This window comes from Psychrobacillus sp. 05T411, from assembly GCF_056396485.1.
This window is the reverse complement of record NZ_JBFTLO010000032.1, coordinates 16,693-37,946: the sequence shown is the minus strand read 5'-3', so window position 1 is coordinate 37,946 and position 21,254 is coordinate 16,693. Positions and strand designations below refer to the sequence as shown.

Here is a 21,254-nt window from a genome sequence, read left to right as displayed (position 1 = left end):
TCCGTGGGGTGAGTGATGAGCCTTCACCGCCGCTTGCGCGTACGTTGTGAAGTCTCATCTTACTCAGGTAGAGGAACAAAGGCTAAGAACGCCACATCGTGTGGCAACGTCTTCGTGACCAACATCGTGTTGGCCTCCATTGGAGTCGCCGCCTGCAGCGAAAATCACAGCGGACACTTTATTCGCCGCACTACGACGCAGTATCCCTATACCTCGTATGATATAAAAATAGCATAGGTTATATCACTCAAAAATTTTCCAAACGTTTAGATTTTCCTAAAGCATAAAAAAAGTATCGGTACGTCACCGATACTTTTACTTTTACAATTTTAATGTGGAATTTGGAAAAATCTCAAAAGGTTTATTTCGCTTCCTGAGGGTACTCAATTAAATAAAGCACAATCATTATACAGAGGGAAGCGATAAACTTGTTTGGATTTTCAGATTTACTATCCGTAATTATTTCAGCTTTCATCATCTTGCCTATTGTAGTATTTGTAAGAGAAACTGGTTACTTAATTGTAAGTAAAATTTTAGGGGTGGAAAATCCCAGGCTCACTATTGGATCTGGTCCTCGAATTATTAAAATAGGAATTTTTGACGTTCGAAAATATTACCATCTATATAGTTGGTTTTCTTATGATGCGATAAAAAGAGAAAGTAAATTTGCTTATATTTGTATTTACGCTGGTCCTATTGCCGTTAACCTTATCTTGGCATTGATCATTAACGCACTTTTAGCGAATGAAATCCTGCACGAATACCAAAACTTTTGGGAACGATTTATTTTTTATGCATTTTACTATGTTTTGTTTGATTTGGTTCCGATGAAAACATTTAATGGTATGCCTAATAATGGAATGATTATTTATGAAATGTTGCGATATGGTAAAAGAACCGATTATAATCAAAAACCTTTTATTCCGACAACAACAGAAGTGGAAAAAGAATATCAGGAACAAATGAAACAAATAAAGAAAAAGAAAGAGGTACATGAATCGAAATAATTCATGTACCACTTGATTTCATTAAAAAAACTAAAAAGTATCTGGGTCCATACCAGTTCTTTCATTCAAGTTAAGTGCATCAATATATTTCATATCTTCCGCGGATAATTCAAAATCAAATACATCGAAGTTTTCTACAATTCTAGTAGGTGTCACCGATTTTGGGATGACGATTAAATCGTTTTGCAAATGCCAGCGAATAATTGTTTGTGCTGGTGATTTACCGTATTTGTTACTGATTTCCTGTAAAGTCGATTCTTCGAGTAGCCGGCCTCTAGCTAATGGTGACCATGAAGTAACCGCAATCCCTTTTTCAGTACAATATTGTCGCAAATCCATTTGAGTTAGTCTTGGATGACATTCAATTTGATTGACCATTGGTTGTATATTTGCTTTTGCTGCAATTGCTTCTAAATGATGTTGATGATGATTAGAAACACCCGTTGCCCGTATAAGTTTTTCTTCGTATAAACGTTCGATTGCACGGTATGTGTCGACAAATGTTTCTTTTACTGGCCAATGGGTTAAATATAAATCTACATATTCTAATCCAAGTAACTCTAATGATTTTTCAAAAGCTTTTAATGTTTGATCATACCCTTGATCTGTATTCCACACTTTTGTTGTAATGAAAATATCTTCTCTAGCAAATTTAGAAGTACGAACTGCTTCTCCCACTTCTTTTTCATTTGCATAAAGGGAAGCTGTATCAATATGACGATAGCCGTTATCTAGTGCAGTAGATATTGCTAGTAACGCAATATCGGGTTCGGTCATTTTGTAAACTCCTAAACCAATACGTGGCATTTCTACGCCATTTGCTAATCGTTTTGTTGAATCCTTATGTAATTCCATATTCCTCTTCCTTTCTTTCAAAGAAAACGACTGAAGAAATCAGTCGTTTTTCCTTTGTTTCATAGATGAAGTGTCATCCGATTGCGCTGGATCCGATACTCGATGATCTTTTTCAAGCTCATTGTCATCTCGTAACTTCTCCATTTGTTTTCCTAATTGCTTTACTTCTTCCATATTTGTTGCCATCGAACCGTTTTCTGGACCATTTTTCAAATTTCTCATTTAAAAAATCACTCCTTTTCTATATCCTAGTAGAATTACAAGGCAGATGCAACTCTTTAAAGGTACGATTTTCGCCGTAAATTCAAATTTAGCAATATTTCTTTTTAAACTAAAGTAGGGTATACTTATTACAGAATATACTGGAGGAGGCGCTTAATATGAGATTAATCCTAGTTCTTGGCGTTTGTGTAGCATTCCTATCTGCCATCTTCACTGCAGGATACGATGACAAACCAGGTGCAGCTAAAAAGTAAGAAAGAATATTAAAACGGACGAGCCTTTTAAGGCATCGTCCGTTTTTTAGTGTAGATTTGGATAATCTTGTTGTCTTAAAGCCTCATATATTAATATTGCGGCCGTGTTGGATAAATTCAACGAACGAATATTATCATTCATGGGGATTCTAAGTGCTCGGTCTGGGTGAGCTTCGATCAGTTCGGCAGGCAATCCTTTCGTCTCACGTCCAAAAATAAAGAAATGATCTTTCTCCACATCACTAAAATTATAAGTAGTATGTGGCTTTGCTCCAAACTTCGTAATCAAATAATATTCTGCTTCTGGGTGTGCGGCAAAAAATTCATCCAATCCATCATAATACGTAATATCTACATGCTCCCAATAATCTAACCCAGCTCGTTTTAACATTTTATCGTCCGTAGAAAATCCAAGTGGTCTAATTAAATGCAGTTTTGCACCTGTTCCTGCGCATGTTCTAGCAATATTTCCCGTATTTGCTGGGATTTCTGGTTGATATAATACTATATTAATACTCAATAGTTCCACTTCCTAATTCTCTAATATATAAAATTGAAGTCCTTTGCGAATTTCTTCTAAAACTTCATCCACTATTTCGTTTTGCTCTGCTTTCTTTAAAGCGGCTAGCCCTTCATCGGTGTTTATCTTTCCTATTGCCCAAGCTGCTGTTCCTCTTATAACTGGACGAGCATCATTTTCCATAAGCTCAATCAGTGCAGGTACAGCCGACGCTTCTTTAAAGTGAGCGAGTGCTATAATGGCATTTCGCTGAATCGGATTCTTCCCTCTCCAGGCACCAGACATATGCCCATATGTTTCTTTAAAGGTACGATTCGTCATTTTCAGCAATGGTAAAAGTAGTGGTTTCACAAGCTCTGGATCTGGTGTAAATGCTTCTTGATGCAAATTCCCTTTTCCTTTATTTTTCGGGCAAATCGTTTGGCAAGTATCGCAACCATATATTCGATTTCCAATTTTTGCTCGAAACTCATCATGCACCATCGTTTTCGTTTGGGTAATAAATGCGATACAACGCTGTGCATTTAGTTGACCACCTTCGATTAAGGCGCCTGTCGGACAAATATCTAGACAAAGTGTGCAATCCCCACATTGGTCTTCCATCTGTTCACTTGGAGCAAATGGAATCGATGTAATCATCTCACCTAAATACACATACGAACCAAATTCAGAGGTAATAACGGCACAATTTTTCGCACTCCATCCGATTCCTGCACGTTCTGCAACGGCACGATCTGACAACTCACCCGTATCTACCATAGAACGCAGGCTTGCATCCGGTATATGCGTTAATATATATAACTCTAAAAGGGCTAGCTTCTCTCGTAAAACGGTGTGATAATCTATACCCCAAGAAGCTCTTGCAAATATTCCGCGTCTTGCCCCTTTTACACTTTGCGGGGCGTCTTTCATCTTCGAAGGGTATGCGATAGCAATAGAAATAATACTCTCTGCTTCTGAAAGCAAAAGCTGTGGATATGTTCTTTTTTCAATGTCCGGCTCTTCAAAACCAGAAGCATATCCTAGCTCTTGTTGACGAATTAATCTATTTTTTAATTCATGAAATGGAGAAGCAGACGTAAATCCAATTTTATCAATTCCAATGGAGGCTGCGTATTCTATTAGTTGTTGTTGAAACTGATTGATATTCACAATTGTTCTCCTTTCTTATGATACACTAAAGAAAATAGTTATAAGGATGGTTGCTATGATTGTTACGTTAGATGATTCGCTATTGCAAATCGAACCTACATTTAAATTAGGCATTATTCATTATACCAAAATTGTCGTTTCCACTTCGCCTCAAATGCTTAAGGGTCGCCTCCAATTATTTCAAGAACAGCTTTTCTTTGAAATGGAAGAGAAAAAACTTACCGAATTTGATGGCATAAAAGAATGGCGAACATTATGGAAAAAGTTTGGTGCTGACCCAAATAGATATCGCCACTCAGCTGAAGCGTTATATCGACGAATTGCAAAACAAAATTATATCACACCTATGCATTCCGCAGTAGATTTAAATAACTTCTTCTCGATGCAATATGAAATACCGATGGGCATTTACGATCTTAACAAAATTCAAGGAGATATTACCATATCCCTTGGAACAGAAGACACCGTTTATACAGGATTGAATGGACGGGAAAATGTATTAAAAAATATCGTTGCCCTTCATGATTCAGTTGGAGCATTCGGAAGTCCTTTTGTAGATTCCATCAGAACTGCCGTTACAGAAAATACTACTGAAGCAATTCAAGTCGTTTTTCTTCGCCCTTCCATCGGTAAAGAAAAAGGAGAAAAGCTATTAAATTCAATAGGTAATATGTTTCATCAAATACATGGTGGAGATGTAAACACCGTAATATTATCTACTGAACATAAAGAATGGAGATACTGACTCATGTCCAATATTTCACTAGCAGAAGCTGTTAAACTAAAAAGTATTTTACTAAAAAGAGTGCATGAGCTCGAAGAAGAAATAATGCGAGTTGCCTATACAGTAATTGAAAAAGACAGCGTTCCAGAAATTGGTCCTCGAAATGTAGCAAATGTAGACTTGGAATTAACCGAAACAAGAAAAGATATTCGAACGCTCGACAAGCTAATTTACGAAGCGAATGTTCAACATAGCGTTTCGTTCAAGGAAAAAGAATATACCATTGTGGAAGCAATTGAATTAGCTACACAAATGCGTGCCCAAGCGAGAATCTATAAACAGCTAGGGGCTGCTGAAAAACAAGTAGTACAGTATGGTTACGGAGATGGCGCTACTTATGTACAAGTCGCTTTATTCGAACCGGAAAATTATCGTTTAAAAGCGCTTCAATTTGAAAAAGATGCAAATAAATTATCCGGCAATATAAACGCAAAAAATTATTCAATTACGATTAATTTCGATGATGAAAAATACGCATGATCCTTGGTAAGGTGAGACTCCTTACCAAGGCATAGTTAGGAAATCACGCTCAAATTGAATTAGACAAACCAATTACCTCTAACCTTTCACTTTGTGACCAATGACTAATGACTACCCTTTTGCGATTGCAAACGATAACCAACTAGTGCATTTTTCGATTTCCTACTATGAAAACGCTCCTTTTCACTTTTTGTGAAGGAGCGTTTTTAGAACATAACAGTCTTGAATTATCCTAAAATAATACATAGAAAATGGGGATTTAGCATGGCGATTAATATTTGGTTTAATAGATGGTTTTCAACGGTAGCACATTATATGGAGATGATTCGACATAATCCAGATCAACAGGAGTTTGTTATTTACGGTACACATCCTAATCCAGATACTGTATATTTTAAAAACTGTGATGTATTTGGAATAGAGCCAGATATAGACGGGAAACAATATCTTCAATTCTGTTTAGAGTATTGTTTGCAAAATAATATTCATGTATTTGTTCCACGAAAAGAAAATGTCCTTATTTCACAGAACATAGACAAGTTTAAGGAAATGGGTGTGAATGTTTTAGTTTGCCCTATCGGTAATTTAATGAAGCTGATGGATGATAAGGCGGCAATGTATCGTTCCTTAGAAGCTCTTAAAAAAGAAGGTCAATTGATCGTTCCTATCCCTGCTTACCGAATTGTAAACGATGCGGAAGGCTTCAAACAAGCTTATAAAGCATTAAGTAAAGATAATACAAAACTCTGTATTAAACCGATAGTAGGTGAAGGTGCTAGTGGATTCCGTATTATTGATAATAATGCAGATACTATTCCCTTCTTATTTAGCACCGCTTCTTCCCAAAAAATCTCTTTTGAAACTGCTTATAAAGTATTGCAAACAAAAGAACATTTTCCAGATTTGATGGTTTTAGAATACCTAGATGGCTACGAATACAGTATCGATTGTTTAGCTGGAGCAGATGGCACATTATTGGTAGCTATACCTAGAAAAAAAGGAAATGGCCGTATTCGCGAAATTGAATACAATAAAGAGCTAATAGAAATTGCTGAGAAAATAGCTAAACAATATAAAGTTCCTTTTGTTTTCAACATTCAAGTCAAATATAAAGACGGCATTCCAAAACTATTAGAAATTAACCCTCGTATGAGCGGAGGACTTCATATTAGTTGCCTTTCTGATATTAATATACCTTATCAAGCAATAAAATTATTACTCGGTGGCCAAGTGGAAGCATTGCAGCCTAAATATGGAGTGAAAGCAACTTATATTGAGCAATCTGTTATATTATCTTCCGTCGAAGATTCTGCTGTACTAGCGTAAATACACCATATAAATAAGGACGTTCCTTTTCATTGATGAAGGAACGTCTTTATTATTATCTAAACAATAAGCACGAGCGTAAAACAATCATCAAGAGTTTGAATACCTCTTCATACTAATTCTCAAACAGTCCCGTTTGTTCTCCATCAATGAGGAGCTTCCATGTTCCATGGTCCTTCCATGTAAGTTCGCCCTTGTAATAATAGATTGTTCCTCCCCCTTCACCATCTATCACGCTGCTGTCCCGCTTAAAAATGGTGTTTTCTACTACATTCCCTTTTTTATCAAGCAACTTCACTTCAATTATTTCCTTCTCTCCAAGTGAACTTTGCAAATATACTTCATATGCTTCACCGATTGGAATTTCTTTTGGAGAGTCAACGAGGGCATAGTGTTCCGTTTTAGGGAATGGTGGGAAGACATTGACTGTAAATGCTTCGAACAGTATATCCTCTACATAAAACGATAACTGCCATACCCCTTCTGATGGAAAAGGAATAAAGCGAGCTAATGTATGAGCATCCTCACTATAAAGACCACTTGAGAGAACTCCTTCTGTTAACACAATCTTTTCTCTTTTGGTATTTTCCGCTTCTACTCGGAAGTTTTTGTCCACAAGCGCATGCTCATCTTCCCAGAAGTAAAGCATCATCTTAGATACTCTTCTCCTGTCCTCTGCAACAAATTGTTCATTAAATACAAGAATTCCTAATCTACCTTCCACTCCAAGCACTTCTTGATCCCTATCTGGTAATGTAAAAACCGTTCCTTGTTGTGCACTTAGTTTGTAATAATCCTCCTGCGTTAAAAAAAGAAAGAAAAGAATAGAACATATGGCTACAAGAGTAAGTATTGGTGCTAAAAATACTGGTTTCTTACGTAGATTCTGTTTAGATCTTAGCGTATATAGTAATTTCTCTTTTTGTTCGTTCTCAAGTGAGTATTTAGGAAGATTTTTCAAACGGTTTTGCAGTTCCTTATCATTCTCCATATTCATACCCCTCCTTTTCCATGACTGTCTTCAGCTTTTTCAAGGAGCGATGATACATTACATTTATATTATTCTCATTACTTTTCATTACACGGCTAACTTCCTTGGATGACATCTCCAAAATCCCTTTAAGAATAATAACATCTTTATACGTTGATGGAAGCTTACTAATAGCATCGTACAAATGACTGTTTGCTTGATTTAGCATGATATGTTGTTCCATATCAATAGAAAAAAACTGTTCCTGTAAAAACATATGCCTAATTCTACTCCATACCCGACTCCTTCGATGATGATCAATCACTAAATTTCTTGCTATGGATATAAGCCAAGTTTTTGGATGAGCGTTCTCTTTATAGATTGAAATTTTTCTCATAGCTCGCAGAAAAGTTTCTTGTACAAGATCTTCTACGTCCATTGATCCGGTGTAATATATTAGAAAACTAGTAATATCTCTTTCATATAGTTCAAACCATTCTTCAATCAAATTTCTCTCCAAGGGATCCCCCCTTCCTTTAATAATTAGACGAATGCATTCCATTTATCTTACATGAAATATTGAAAAAAAGAACAAAAGCTCTAAAGCACTTATTCATTTCTTAATATAGTAAATTAAAATGATAAATATTAATGGGATGTCGCACATAATAGGGATACTGCGTGGTAGTGCGTTGACTAGTGACCGCTATGATTTTCGCTGCAGGACGGACGCTTTCCGTGGGGTGAGTGATGAGCCTTCACCGCTACGCGTTGTGAAGTCTCATCTTACTCACTTGATCCCACTGGAGTCGCCGCCTGCAGCGAAAATCAGTAGAAATTGCCAAATTATCAATACCATCCCATTAAAAAACAAAATTTCAACCAGTTTTTCCATTGGATTCATCCAATAAATGGCTTAGGGCAACCAACCGATGACTGGGAGCAACCAGTTCTACTTCGAAAGCAACTAAATCAGCACGAGAGCAACCAAATTACTCGTGAAAGCAACCAATTCTCAAAATGGCAAGTGTACTTGATGTGAGACAACTATAATTCCGACCTATTATAGGAATTATATGTCTTAAAGCCCGCCGAACACGCCTGGCCGGTATCTACTCGACTGGTTTGTCCTGTTCAGCTGCCTTATTGTCGCGTTCGCAGTGGATATTGTCTCGTTCAACCATTTATTGTTAATATGGGATCTCAATAATTTAGCAATTTCTTTTGATTTTCGCTACAGGCGTCGACTCCTACCGGATAAGTGAGCAAAATGAGACATCCCAACGTACGCCTAAGGGCGGCGGGGATGGCTCATCGCTTACCCGGTGGAAAGCGTACGACTGTAGCGAAAATCACAGCGGACACTTTATTCGCCTCACTACGTCGCAGTATCGCTATACTACGTTCGATCAAAAATGACATAACTTATTTGTGACATGTAAAAGTTATCTACATTTTATAGTTTCCGAAGCAATAAAAAATCAACCATTTAACAAGCAATGGTTGATTTTTTAACTATATTTCCTATTTAATTAGTAAGCTCTTCCGAACCAAACTGTATGCTTCGATTCTTTTCCACAGTTGATACAAGTAGACTTTTCGGCTGGTGGGTTGAATGGAATATTACGTGTCGTAAATTTCGTTTCATTCTTCACATTCTCTTCACAAGCGTCGTCCCCACACCATCCTGCAAGGATCCATCCTGGGATTTCTCCTTTTTCCGTTGAATCCGTAAGATGTTGCTTTAACTGCTCCAGGGAATCCACGTTTGTATGTGAGTTCTCATCACGGAAAGCACGAGCTTTTTCAAGTAAACGTGTTTGCATTGTAGTTAACTCTTCTTCAATGCGCTCCACTAGATTTGGAATATCTACAGATACTTTATCCGCTTCGTCACGTGCTTTTAATAATGCTTGGTTGTTTTCTAAATCACGAGGCCCTAATTCAACACGAACTGGAACACCTTTTAACTCCCACTCATTGAATTTGTAACCAGGAGATTGGTCTGAATCGTCTAAACGAACACGAATACCTTTTGCTTTTAATGTAGCAAAAACCTCATCTAGTTTTTCCTTAATCGCAGGATTCTTTTTCCAAGGTCCAACTGGTATTAGTACAACTTGAGTTGGCGCAACACGTGGTGGTAATACAAGCCCCTGTTCGTCACCATGCACCATGATAACGGAACCGATTAAGCGTGTAGAAGTTCCCCATGATGTTGTATGCACATGTTGATGCTTGTTTTCTTTGTTCAAATATTTAATATCAAATGCTTCTGCAAATTTTGTTCCTAAATAATGTGAAGTACCAGCTTGAACTGCTTTCCCGTCCTTCATCATAGCTTCAATGGAATACGTATCTACAGCCCCTGCAAAACGTTCTGAAGGTGTTTTTTGACCATCGTATACAGGAATAGCTAATAGTTCTTCTACAACTTCTTTATAGATATTAAGCATTTGCATTGTTTCATGACGCGCTTCTTCTTCGTCTACATGCGCAGTATGCCCTTCTTGCCATAAAAATTCAGAAGTACGGATAAATGGAAGTGTTTTCTTTTCCCAACGGAATACGTTTGCCCATTGGTTAATTAAAACAGGTAGATCACGGTAGCTCTTAATCCAATCCGAATACAAGTGACCAATCATCGTTTCAGAAGTTGGGCGAAGTGCTAAACGTTCTTCTAACTTCTCACCGGCTGCCTCTGTTACCCATGGAAGCTCAGGAGCGAATCCCTCGATATGGTCCTTTTCTTTTTGGAAGAAAGACTCAGGAATAAGCATTGGGAAATACGCATTGCGATGTCCTGTTTCTTTAAAACGTCGATCCATTTCCGCTTGGATATGCTCCCAAATTTCAAATCCGTCTGGTTTAAATGCGATACATCCACGTACTGGTGTATAATCCATTAAATCTGCCTTTTGAATTGTGTCGATATACCATTTCGAAAAATCATTTTGCTGTTGATTTGTCATTATAAAATCCTCCTATTTATATCAATGACGCCTCGGCGTTATTGCGTCCAGATTTTGAATTGTGCATTCACAATTAACTCCTTTCAAAATCTGTGACATCCGCCGGAGGCTTTAATTCAATTTAGCTGAATCCTTTCACCTGGTAAATTGAATTAAAAAAGCACAAAGCTGTCCTTATAAAAGGACGTCTTTGTGCTGAATAGACGTGGTACCACCTTAGTTTAGCTAAAATTACTTTTAGCCCTCTAAACGTTTGTTAACGAAAACGACTCGGTTATGTTTGCATAACATCTCCGTGGTAGGTTTCAACAAGAAGCGGTGATATAGCTCTCAGCAAGCTGCTATATTTTCTGTTTCACAATTCTCATTTACTTGATCACTTCAAAGATTGGATATTACTAATAATATACCAAATAGACGGGTTTAATACAATTCCTTTATTGTTTAATTCACAATCAATGCAATTGCTTCATTCTTTAATGGAAGAAAAGCTTCTGACCTATTGGGGATTGTTGTAAACTTCAAGCTCCTCCATTATACTTAAATTAAATAAATCATCTAAATATTCTATTAAGAATGGAGGAGAAAATATGAATTTAGGTTCATTTTCTGTAAGCTTAAACGTAAAAGATATCCATGTATCCAAAGCATTTTATGAAAACATCGGATTTCAAGTTTTAGGTGGGGACATCACTCAAAATTGGCTTATTTTAAAAAACCAAAATTGTGTTATCGGGTTATTCCAAGGTATGTTTGAAAAGAACATTTTGACATTTAATCCAGGATGGGATCAAAATGCGGAGAATCTCGATACGTTCACGGATATTCGAGAAATTCAAAAGCAGTATAAAACAAAAGGAATCAAGCTATTAACGGAAGCAGATGAAACAAGTGAAGGACCAGCACATTTTACAATAGAAGATCCAGACGGCAATCAAATTCTTGTAGATCAACATCGATAGAAATGAAATATCACTGAATCGAAGAACAAAAGCGCACGCTTCGTAAAAGAATGCGCTTTCTATTTAAGATAGTGTCATATTAATTATGATTTCATACTTTTTTCTAACACAGGGAGCATATTCCGAATGATTGTCCAACTCGACAACCTTTGTGATATTTTTCATTCAATAAGCATAAAGCCGCCCTATAAAAGGACGACTTTGTACTAGAATCATGCATTCTTTAGGATACGTTATGGTAACTTTTCCATTCTACAAGTATATTATTGTAAGTAGCTTCAATAGCTAGCGCAAAATGTTTAGCGGAAAACTTTTCTACTGATCGGACAGCCCCAACGGACATTAATTCTTTATTGCTTTCATTACATAAAATCATCTTTATTGACTGTAAAAAATCATCTTTCCCTTGAAAAGTATAACCATTTACACCATTTTGAAGAACACCGTCTAAACATTTGTCTGCTTTTGCTACTAGTGGCAGTCCGGATGCCAGTGCCTCGATGTAAGTAAGTCCTTGTGTTTCACTTTGGGAAGCACTAACGAAGACATCCCCCAATTGATAGTACATACCTATGGAATGCCACGGTCTCTCCCCTGCAAAAACTGTCTGATTTTTTATCCCTAATTTTAAAGCCAGTTCTTCTAAATTATTTCTCTCTAACCCATCGCCTATTAGCACAAATTTCATATTACTGTTTCTAGTCAATAAATCTTTCATCGAAAATAGAAGTTCCGCAATGTTTTTTTCCTCTGAAATTCTTCCAATGTACAAAAGCACTTTATCTTTTTCATCAATGTTTAATTCCACGCGCAAGTTTTTAACTTCCACGGATGACTTATTATATAAAGTGAACTTACTAAGTTCTATACCTGTAGGAATAATCGACATATGTTGCTTTACTTTATAAGAATGCAGTAAGTCTTTCACTTTTTCAGTTGGAACAATTACTTTATCAACAGAATTACAAAAATTAGCACTAATTTTCCTTGCTGTATTCTTTGCAATAAAATCAAATAATTTATATTTTACTATGTAGTGCGTGTAATCCTCATAAATTGTATGGTAGGTGTGGAGAAGAGGTATATTTAATTTTCTTGCCATAGATCTTCCGAAAACTCCTAGTGAAAATTCGGTATGCGTATGAATTAAATCTAGTTTAAGTCCTTTTATAAACTTTACTAATCCGGTATGATAGAACATCCCTAAGCGTCTTGCACTTGCGAATGGGATGCTTGGCATTCTGTATACATTACGCTCATTTTCAGTTGCATCTGGATCGGTTGTTGTAAATACATACACTTGATGCCCGAGCCTTTCTAGGTTTTCTTTTAGAATTAGCACAGAAGTCGCCACTCCATTAATTTGTGGATAATATGTATCGGTAAAAAGTCCAATTTTCATTTCAAAGCACCCTCTTTTTTAGCTGATCGTCAAATCATACTGTTGAAATGTAGAGTATAAATAGTTGCTTAATAAATAATTGTGAATTCATCCAGTAAAATTAAAAAGTATCACCTGTATTAAGCTTTTTTGCTTTCTCCATGATGTACCCTAATTTGGAAGGAGCGATTAACTTCCTATATTCTTTTTCTAATTGTTTTCCTATTAATCTAATGTCTCTTTCCTTTGCGACATCATAGCCTTTCTCCACTAAAGACGGGAATTCATTATTTATTATTCCTTTAATTGCCACTTTAAATTGTTCCATATTAATACTTTTATATACATTTTCATTATTAGTTAGCCAGTCTTCGTAAATTGGAATATCACGAACCAATACAGGTATTTTCATAGCCAATGCTTCCAGTAATACAATTCCTTCCGTTTCCTCATGCGTAAGAAATAAAAACAAATCACTTCCGCTATACGCATCCCGGACTTCTTCACGATTAACATAACCAGGGAATAATAAATTGGGTAAAAAAGTCTCTACTGCTGCTTTTACCTTAGCTGAAACTGCATTTAAATTGGTATAACCAAACCAAATAAACGTATATTCAGGCATCGATTTAGCTAGTTCTACAAAATCTAATATTCCTTTTCTTTCAATATAAAGACCTACTGAAATAATAACCTTGGCATTTTCATCTAATTGATACTTTTCTCTGAACCGCTTCCTATATTCAATGTTTTTCTTAAAATATTGTAAATCAATTCCATTAGATATATTCACAATAGGATTAGTTAAACCGTATCCTTCTAACAGTTTTTTAGAATAAGGGGTCGGTGTAATGATCAAATCTCCACTGCTATAACATTTAATCAGCCACTTTTTAAAAAATGGTGCTAGAAAGTTGGAGCCACGGAATGAGTTTTTAAAATCTTCTTCTGTCGAATGTGCATGATAAACAACTTTCTTTCCTTTTGCCTTCGCTATTCTACTCATCCATAAAGAACTTGGAAAAACCATATTAATATGAACGATATCAAAATCATCTTTTTTATTTATTGTATAAGCCAAGTTATTTTCTTCTAAAGCTTTTTTTTGGTGGTTTATCGCTCTACCTACACCGCTTTTTTCCACTAACTTTAAATGCTTCGAATACAATAATACTTTCATAAGGAACCTCGCTCCTTTGTCGTTATTTTATAAATCCAATTAGGTATTGTAAAAGGGCTGTTAATCCAAGGCTATATATTGCAATAGACAGTGGCTTTCCTAATAAAATAATGACGATGAATTTTTGCAGTTTCATTTTAGTTAAACCTGCAATATAACAAAGTAAATCATCCGGAGCTATTGGGAAAAAAATAGCATAGGCAAACATTTTATCGAATGTATTTCCCCTATTTATCCAACCAATATACTTTTCAAAAGACTTTTTCCCGACAATCCGCCTAACAAACGGTCTACCGTATTTTTGAGCAAGTAAAAAAACAATAATAGACCCTATACAAATACCGACATAATTATAGAGTAAACCAACCCAAGGCCCGAAAATGATTATTCCTACAACACAACTTATGGCACCAGGCAATATCGGTATGATAACTTGAATGATTTGAATGAAAATAAATATGATTGGTGCCCAAATACCAAAGCTTACTATAAAATCTTTAAATGTTTCGGTTGAAGTAAATAGTCCATTCTGATACCCGTAAATAATAAAAGCTCCAATTATAAGCATTCCAAGTAGGGTAGAATAATTCAAATAATAATTCGCTATTTTATTTGTACCTTTAGCTCCTATCTCTTCCATTGAACCACCTTCAGTAAAAGAGTCTTTCATTCAGTGTATGCTTTCATGTTTTTGAGAACAATGGCATTTTTGTAAAAGTAATGTTATGTTATTGTGTTGAAATGTAAATAGGATACAATAAACGATACAAATATTCTTGAAGGAGTACGAATACATGCAAACATTACAAAAGCTTTCCAATCGTCTCTTTTACCTTCCTTCCTATCAAAAAACAGATCGTCCGATATTAGTAGCTATTGTGGGGGATGATCAGACACTGTTGATCGATGCGGGGAATTCTTCCAATCACGCAAAACAATTCAAAGAGCAATTGGCTTCCTATCATATCATCGGAGATATTTTGGCTCTTACACATTGGCATTGGGATCATGTATTTGGCTTGTGTGAAATGGACATGCCTTCGATTGCTAATTTCATAACCAATGATAAAATAACTCAACTACAACAGTTATCATGGGAAGATAAAGAGTTAGATGAACGTGTCGAAGCAGGGATAGAAATTCCCTTTTGTGCTGATGCCATAAAATTAGAACTTGGAAGTAATCGAGAGGTTATCATACCAAATCCCACTATTATTTTTGAAAAGCGAATTAGACTGAATCTCGGTGGGGCTACCTGTATCATTGAACAAGTTGGTGGAGATCATTCATCTGATTCAAATCTCATCTATATACCGGAGGAAAAAGCGCTATTTCTTGGTGACTGTCTCTATGCAAATATGTACGCAGAAAAATGGCATTATACCATCGAAAAGATGTGTAAGCTTTTGGAGAAGATTGAAAGTTATGATGCCGAAATCTATTTCCTATCTCATCATCCAGCGCCTTTAACAAAGGAGGAATTTGATCATTTTGCTTTATTGTTGAAGACAAGTGCTTTATTAACGAAGAAACATAATGGGGAGCTAAAGGATGTTGCCGAAGAGATGTCCTCACATTTCGGGCGCGAGTTAACAGAAGATGATTTAGAAATAATTAGGTACTTTGTGAATGGGTACGCGTAATAATGCAAAACAGGAGAGTGACTCCTTATTTATAAATAGCCCAAAAATTGTTCAAAATTTCTAAGAATGATTTTGAATGTATATAGAGAAAATTATGCCAAAAAGGGATTTGAATTTATGATTATTCAATGTACGAAAAAGTTGTTAGATCAATTAAAAAAGAATCCAGAAACTCTTAATGAGGAGAAAGCTCTTATATCATGGCATGCTAACCTGATAATTGTTAATCGAAGAAAAACAGTTGTGCTTGTAAACGATAAGAATCGTTACGCAATTGTTTTGCATGGACTTAAAGCAAATGATTTTAAAAATTTGTATGGAATTATTTTACAATCCATCCGAAATACCCTTGAACAAGAGTCTATAAACAACGATGTAATCGAGCAGTTTATTGATTCTGCCAAGAATTTTACTTATTCGAAAACAAAAAACAGGACATTAGTTTCAAGGATGAATAAAGCATGTGAAACGGTATATTTCTTAGAGAAATTGATTGATAATGATTCAATTTATCAAACTGCCTTAAGTATAAAGCTTAGTCGTCTATTAGTCGGTGATGGAAAGAAAGACTACATCTATCCAAATCAAGAAATGTATAAGGATTTGGAGGCATTGACGGATATTCCGATATTTCAAACAAAAGCTTTAGATATGTAGATGGTTGGTGTGTGGTGCAAAAAGTGATACTTCGAGGCACTCCATAATTTAAAAACAGGTTGGCATAAATGCCAACCTGCCCATATTATTTTACTGCTTTAATGGCTTCATTGACGATTGTAATCATATCATCCATTTGATTTTTTGTGATTATAAGGGGTGGTGCAAATGCAAGAGTATCCTGCCCGTCGTAAATAACAGAACGGCAAATTAGTCCTTTTTCAAGTGCTTTTGCAACTACTTTAGGTCCGATTGGTTCAGCAGATTTTGAAGCTTTTTCTAGACTAATTGCTCCAAGTAAGCCCATTCCACGAACATCGTTCACATTATCATTTTGTTCTTTTATCCACTCAAAACCTTCAAGCATTTGTTTTCCAACCTCATTAACATTATCAATTAAGTTTTCATTCTTAATAATTTCTAAATTTTTGAGTGCAACAGCAGCTGCAGTCGGATGACCACTATACGTATAGCCATGCCAGAAGTTCCCTTCAGTGTTTTCAATGATATCATTATGAAGCCTTTCAGAAAGAACCATACCACCTAATGGCGCATATCCGCTTGTTATCCCTTTAGCCATCGTAATAATGTCAGGTATCACACCGAAACGTTCAATACCAAAATTGGTTCCTAGACGCCCGAAACCGCAAATCACTTCATCTGCAATAAATAAGATATTATTTTCATCACAAATTTTTCGAACTTCTTGGAAATATCCTTCCGGAGGGAGATTTACCCCACCGGATCCTTGAACAGGCTCTGAAATATATGCTGCAATCGTATCAGCACCTTCTTTTTCAATCAGTTCTTTCAATGATACTACTGAACTATCGACATAGTGAAAATCAGGAGCGATTGACGTTGTAAACGAATGGAATTGTTCAATACCCGTTGCACTTGTTGCTCCCATTGCAACGCCATGATAAGAAAGTTTTCTAGATATAATTTTCTTTTTTTCTGGTTGCCCTTTCATTTTCCAATAATGACGAACTGTTTTAAATGCAGTATCATTGGATTCCGATCCACCAGAAGTAAAGAATGTCGCATTTAAATCTCCGGGTGTCCATTTGGCAATTTCGGCAGCAAGTCTAATAACTGGTTCATGGCTCCAGTTATTAAAAGTCGAAGTGAATGCTAGTTTTTCCATTTGTTCTTTCGCCACTTCTGCAAGCTCTTTACGCCCATGCCCAATGTTTACATTCCAAAGGGAAGAAAGGCTATCCATTAATTTTCTTCCTTCCACATCCTTCAAATAAATCCCGTCACCTTCAGTAAAAATAAATGTTGGACCATTCTCTTGAAGTTGTTTCATATTAGATGTCGGATGAATAAAATGCTTTTTGTCTAACTCCACTAATTCCTCTTTTAAACTTTGTTTCGGTGTTATTGACATATTTCTTCTCCTCCTAATATATTAATTTATGGATCTTTCTTTTTGTACCTTTCTTGCAAGCAGCTCAATAAATCGATCTTCAAACAATTCTATAAATCTATTAGATTCCGATCGATACATATTGAATTTCTAGAAAATCATCAATACCTTGATGTCCACCTTCACGTCCAAGTCCACTTTCTTTCATGCCGCCAAATGGGGCTTGCACAGCAGAAGGTGCACCATCATTCCAACCGATAATTCCATAATCTAACTTTTCAATAATCTTTGTACCTTGCGAAATATTTTCTGTAAAGACGTATGCCGCTAAACCATAAGGTGTATCATTTGCTAGTTTAATTGCCTCTTCAATGCTCTCAAATTTTTGGATCGGAGCAACTGGGCCAAATGTTTCTTCACGCATAATTAACATATTTTCATTTGCATCTTTAATGATTGTTGGCAAATAGTAATTCCCTTTTTCTTTTGGCTGCCCGCCACCCACAACTACTGTCGCGCCATTTTTTTCAGCATCTTCGACATGTTCAGTGACTTTTTCCACGGCGGCCTGATTAATTAATGGACCGATATTTACACCGCTTTCCATCCCATTCCCAACTTTTAGTTCTTTTACCCGAGCAGCAAAGACATCTATGAACTGTTCATAGATTTTAGACTGTACATAAACCCGATTGACACAAACACAAGTCTGACCACCATTTCTAAATTTTGAAGCCATGACTCCTTGAACTGCAGTTTCGATATTTGCATCGTTAAGAACAATCATCGGGGCATGACCACCAAGCTCAAGACTAAGCTTCTTCACGGTGTCAGCACCCTGTCGCATTAGAACTTTTCCAACTTCCGTAGAACCGGTAAAGGTAACCTTTTTTACTCGTGGATCTGATAAAAAGACACCACCTATTTCACTAGAAGAACCAGTTACAATATTAATAACTCCCTTTGGAAACCCTGCTTTTTCCGCCAATTCTACGAGTTTAATCGCCGTTAATGGTGTGTCACTTGCTGGCTTTATAACAACTGTACATCCAGCAGCTAAAGCTGGCCCCATTTTTCTCGTTAACATGGCAGCAGGGAAATTCCATGGTGTAATTGCAGCAACGACACCAATAGGTTTTTTCCAAACTTGCAGTCGTKTGTTCTTATCATGGCTAGGAATTGTTTCACCGTAAATCCGTTTTGCCTGTTCTGCATACCATTCAATATAGTTTGCAGCATAATGAACTTCACCTTTTGCTTCAGTAAACGGCTTTCCCATTTCTTTCGTCATTAATTCTGCTAAGTCTTCTTCATGGTCAATAATTAAATGAAAGTACTTTTTTAGTAGAGTGGCCCGCTCATAAGCAGTACTGTCAGACCATGACTCAAATGCCCGATGTGCCGCTTCCACGGCTGCAAGCGCCTCTTCTTTACCTCCATTTGGGACTTCAGATACTATGTCACCAGTAGCCGGGTTGTAGACCGGAAACTTCTCCAAGTTTTCCCCAGTCCAATTTCCATCAATAAACAATAAGTTTTGCATTCATATCACCTCTAATAAAATTTATTCATCACTAATTGCATTTTAGTCATTTGCCAGAAGTTTACCCTCTACATATTCAATATGGATACGGATCTTTTTATCAATTAGTTCAAGGTCTTTCGTTAACATCGTTTCAAATAGTTCTTTTTGTTCTTCGTAGAATGACTGGTGAGTAGAATAATATTTATCAAGATTAACGAGAAAAGTTCTTATTTGAACCTGGATGGACTCATATATCCTAATAACTCGAGCATTTCCAGATAAATTTACAACGTAACTATGAAACTTCATATCTAGGTCAAATAAATTACTCCAATTTCCGTTTATTGTATTGATACGCATATCTTCTAGAATCATCTCTAATATCCTTATTTGCTCACTTTTAAGCTTTGGAATCACTTTAACGAAGGCATAAGTTTCTACCATCGTTCGAAGTTCAATTATTTCTCGCCAATCTTTATTAGAAAATGGAGAAATATAAGTGCCTTTTCTTGGCTTACTAATTACCAATTCTTCAAATTCTAGAATTTTGAGGGCATCTCTTATTGTACTTCGACTAACATCGTACTTTTCCGATAAATCATTTTCAATTAACCTTTGTCCAAATTCTAGTTCTTTACTCCAAATACTTTTTCTAATTTCATTTGCAACAAGCTCACCTAATGACTCTTGTTTAATGGAATCATTCATATTAAACGAAATCCCCCCTTAAGGTTGCCCTCATGTTACAATTAACCAGTTAATCTACTATTGGCAATTGACTTTTTTACTCACCACTGGCTTAATACTTTCCCAAACGTCCGAATTAATTAAAGAAGGTGGCTTTTCACCATTTAGTCCAGCAACAAGGCTTTTCGCCGCTAGTTCAGACATTCTTAACTCTGTTTCATAGGTTGAAGATCCAATGTGAGGAAGTGTTACAACATTTTTCATATTTAATAATGGATTGTCATGTTCAATCGGTTCTATTTTAAAAACATCGAGACCCGCTGCAGCAATTTCACCTTTTTTTAATGCTTCAATAAGATCTTTTTCTATAATGGTTTTTCCCCGAGAGCCATTAATGAAAATGGCTGACTTTTTCATAAGTTGAAATTCCCTTCGACCAATAAAACCATTTGTTTCCTCCGTTAATGGAGTAATTAGTACAACAAAATCAGATTGTTTAAGTAATTCATCTAAATTACAATAGGTAGCATTATATTTTGCTTCAGCTTCAGGCTTTTTTGTACGAGTATTGTATAAAATATTCATATCAAATCCAAGGTTTGCACGCTGAGCAATTGCTTGCCCTATTTTTCCCATTCCAATAATACCTAATGTTTTATGATGCACATCTATGCCATAATGCTCCGATTCTAATGAACCATTCCATTGTTTTGTTTTAACAAAGTGGTCTAACTCTGGAATTCGTCTTGCGGTAGCTAGTAATAGACCAAATATTGTATCGGCAACAGTATCTGTTAAAACATCTGGTGTATTTGTTGCCATAATGTTCCTCTTTGTTAATTCTTCTATATCTAAATTATTATAGCCAACAGAAACATTACTTACGATTTTCAAATTAGGTGCATTTTCTAATAGATCCTTATCAACTTCTAATTCCAGCCCAATAATCCCTTCTGTTTTTTCTAAGTAATCTAGAAACACTTTGTCCGTTTTAGTATTTATATTTTTAAAAAACTTAACATCATACTTACTTTTTAATTCTTCTAATACAGGTTTCTCCAATCGATTATAGGCAATAATCCTTTTTTTGCTCACATAATTCCCCCCACATATTTATTATATTGTCGATAGTCGACAATATGACTACCTAAAAAAAACGTGGTGTGTTAGAGCTGAAAGTTTAATTCTAAAAAGATTTTTAATTCGCTTCTAACTTAGATAGAAGATTACTTCACAACCACTAATTTATATTTGTTAAAAGTGTTGAATTTCTGCTGATTAGTAAAAGTTGTGGATAGAAAAAGA

General features: G+C 35.9%; 21 protein-coding genes and 1 other annotated feature. Of the genes, 7 read left to right on the top strand and 14 right to left on the bottom strand.

The features are described from left to right. Positions 1–428: 428 nt before the first annotated feature. Entirely contained in the window at positions 429–1,007 is a 579-nt protein-coding gene (locus tag AC1DFT_RS18085) for a hypothetical protein (protein ID WP_478160569.1), read from the top strand. Between the two features lie 30 nt (positions 1,008–1,037). Here the strand turns inward: AC1DFT_RS18085 and AC1DFT_RS18080 are convergent, their stop codons facing one another. The 4 genes from AC1DFT_RS18080 to queG form a co-directional block, all read right to left on the bottom strand. Then, complete coding sequence (locus AC1DFT_RS18080; RefSeq protein ID WP_478160567.1) at positions 1,038–1,862, bottom strand: aldo/keto reductase; 825 nt, start codon at positions 1,860–1,862, stop codon at positions 1,038–1,040. A gap of 39 nt (positions 1,863–1,901) precedes the next feature. Further along, complete coding sequence (locus tag AC1DFT_RS18075) at positions 1,902–2,084, bottom strand: multidrug ABC transporter ATPase (protein WP_478160565.1); 183 nt, start codon at positions 2,082–2,084, stop codon at positions 1,902–1,904. A gap of 300 nt (positions 2,085–2,384) precedes the next feature. Further along, positions 2,385–2,858 (bottom strand): tRNA (uridine(34)/cytosine(34)/5-carboxymethylaminomethyluridine(34)-2'-O)-methyltransferase TrmL, encoded by a 474-nt coding sequence (trmL, locus tag AC1DFT_RS18070; RefSeq protein WP_478160563.1) that lies wholly within the window; start codon positions 2,856–2,858, stop codon positions 2,385–2,387. A gap of 12 nt (positions 2,859–2,870) precedes the next feature. Further along, positions 2,871–4,010: a tRNA epoxyqueuosine(34) reductase QueG gene (gene queG, locus AC1DFT_RS18065; RefSeq protein WP_478160561.1), complete on the bottom strand. Its 1,140-nt coding sequence runs from the start codon at positions 4,008–4,010 to the stop codon at positions 2,871–2,873. Positions 4,011–4,065: 55 nt separating this feature from the next. On the opposite strand from queG, the gene AC1DFT_RS18060 reads away from it, so the two are divergent. The 3 genes from AC1DFT_RS18060 to AC1DFT_RS18050 all read left to right on the top strand — a co-directional run bounded on the left by AC1DFT_RS18060 (position 4,066) and on the right by AC1DFT_RS18050 (position 6,600). After that, positions 4,066–4,755 (top strand): B3/B4 domain-containing protein, encoded by a 690-nt coding sequence (locus AC1DFT_RS18060; protein WP_478160559.1) that lies wholly within the window; start codon positions 4,066–4,068, stop codon positions 4,753–4,755. Between the two features lie 3 nt (positions 4,756–4,758). Beyond that, on the top strand, positions 4,759–5,274 hold the full coding sequence (locus tag AC1DFT_RS18055) for a hypothetical protein (RefSeq protein WP_478160557.1): 516 nt from the start codon (positions 4,759–4,761) through the stop codon (positions 5,272–5,274). 264 nt (positions 5,275–5,538) lie between these two features. Next, positions 5,539–6,600, top strand: a complete 1,062-nt coding sequence (locus tag AC1DFT_RS18050) for an ATP-grasp domain-containing protein (protein WP_478160555.1) — start codon at positions 5,539–5,541, stop codon at positions 6,598–6,600. Between the two features lie 115 nt (positions 6,601–6,715). Here the strand turns inward: AC1DFT_RS18050 and AC1DFT_RS18045 are convergent, their stop codons facing one another. From AC1DFT_RS18045 to proS, 3 genes are all read right to left on the bottom strand, one after another. Next, positions 6,716–7,591, bottom strand: a complete 876-nt coding sequence (locus AC1DFT_RS18045; protein WP_478160553.1) for a hypothetical protein — start codon at positions 7,589–7,591, stop codon at positions 6,716–6,718. After that, positions 7,581–8,090, bottom strand: coding sequence for an RNA polymerase sigma factor (locus AC1DFT_RS18040; protein ID WP_478160551.1), 510 nt, complete (start codon positions 8,088–8,090; stop codon positions 7,581–7,583). The genes AC1DFT_RS18045 and AC1DFT_RS18040 overlap by 11 nt, the downstream gene beginning before the upstream one ends. A 1,012-nt stretch (positions 8,091–9,102) precedes the next feature. Beyond that, complete coding sequence (gene proS / locus AC1DFT_RS18035) at positions 9,103–10,542, bottom strand: proline--tRNA ligase (RefSeq protein WP_478160549.1); 1,440 nt, start codon at positions 10,540–10,542, stop codon at positions 9,103–9,105. Positions 10,543–10,719: 177 nt separating this feature from the next. Further along, positions 10,720–10,936 (bottom strand) — a binding site (T-box leader). 196 nt (positions 10,937–11,132) lie between these two features. Here proS and AC1DFT_RS18030 point away from each other — a divergent pair. Next, on the top strand, positions 11,133–11,504 hold the full coding sequence (locus AC1DFT_RS18030; RefSeq protein ID WP_478160547.1) for a VOC family protein: 372 nt from the start codon (positions 11,133–11,135) through the stop codon (positions 11,502–11,504). A 223-nt stretch (positions 11,505–11,727) separates the two neighbouring features. On the opposite strand, the gene AC1DFT_RS18025 is transcribed toward AC1DFT_RS18030, so the two are convergent. The 3 genes from AC1DFT_RS18025 to AC1DFT_RS18015 form a co-directional block, all read right to left on the bottom strand. Beyond that, the gene (locus AC1DFT_RS18025; RefSeq protein ID WP_478160545.1) at positions 11,728–12,906 is read right to left on the bottom strand and encodes a glycosyltransferase family 4 protein; all 1,179 of its coding nucleotides are present in this window, start codon (positions 12,904–12,906) and stop codon (positions 11,728–11,730) included. A gap of 100 nt (positions 12,907–13,006) precedes the next feature. Next, a complete protein-coding gene (locus AC1DFT_RS18020; RefSeq protein ID WP_478160543.1) occupies positions 13,007–14,065 on the bottom strand; it encodes an LTA glycolipid anchor biosynthesis glycosyltransferase, IagA/BgsA family in 1,059 nt (352 codons plus the stop codon). Between the two features lie 22 nt (positions 14,066–14,087). Next, on the bottom strand, positions 14,088–14,705 hold the full coding sequence (locus tag AC1DFT_RS18015) for a TVP38/TMEM64 family protein (protein WP_478160541.1): 618 nt from the start codon (positions 14,703–14,705) through the stop codon (positions 14,088–14,090). A gap of 154 nt (positions 14,706–14,859) precedes the next feature. Here AC1DFT_RS18015 and AC1DFT_RS18010 point away from each other — a divergent pair, with 154 nt between their 5' ends. Together AC1DFT_RS18010 and AC1DFT_RS18005 are read left to right on the top strand one after the other, a co-directional pair. Beyond that, positions 14,860–15,708 (top strand): MBL fold metallo-hydrolase, encoded by an 849-nt coding sequence (locus AC1DFT_RS18010; protein WP_478160539.1) that lies wholly within the window; start codon positions 14,860–14,862, stop codon positions 15,706–15,708. Positions 15,709–15,825: 117 nt separating this feature from the next. Continuing rightward, positions 15,826–16,365, top strand: coding sequence for a DUF6933 domain-containing protein (locus AC1DFT_RS18005; protein ID WP_478160537.1), 540 nt, complete (start codon positions 15,826–15,828; stop codon positions 16,363–16,365). Between the two features lie 85 nt (positions 16,366–16,450). Here AC1DFT_RS18005 and AC1DFT_RS18000 read toward each other — a convergent pair whose 3' ends face one another. The 4 genes from AC1DFT_RS18000 to AC1DFT_RS17985 all read right to left on the bottom strand — a co-directional run bounded on the left by AC1DFT_RS18000 (position 16,451) and on the right by AC1DFT_RS17985 (position 21,044). Then, positions 16,451–17,758 carry an aminotransferase family protein gene (locus AC1DFT_RS18000; protein WP_478160535.1) on the bottom strand — a complete coding sequence of 436 codons (1,308 nt, stop codon included), beginning with the start codon at positions 17,756–17,758 and terminating at the stop codon, positions 16,451–16,453. Between the two features lie 100 nt (positions 17,759–17,858). Continuing rightward, the gene (locus AC1DFT_RS17995) at positions 17,859–19,280 is read right to left on the bottom strand and encodes an NAD-dependent succinate-semialdehyde dehydrogenase (protein WP_478160533.1); all 1,422 of its coding nucleotides are present in this window, start codon (positions 19,278–19,280) and stop codon (positions 17,859–17,861) included. Between the two features lie 42 nt (positions 19,281–19,322). After that, entirely contained in the window at positions 19,323–19,970 is a 648-nt protein-coding gene (locus tag AC1DFT_RS17990; RefSeq protein ID WP_478160531.1) for a GntR family transcriptional regulator, read from the bottom strand. Positions 19,971–20,027: 57 nt separating this feature from the next. Then, positions 20,028–21,044 (bottom strand): 2-hydroxyacid dehydrogenase, encoded by a 1,017-nt coding sequence (locus AC1DFT_RS17985; RefSeq protein WP_478160529.1) that lies wholly within the window; start codon positions 21,042–21,044, stop codon positions 20,028–20,030. Positions 21,045–21,254: the final 210 nt, after the last annotated feature.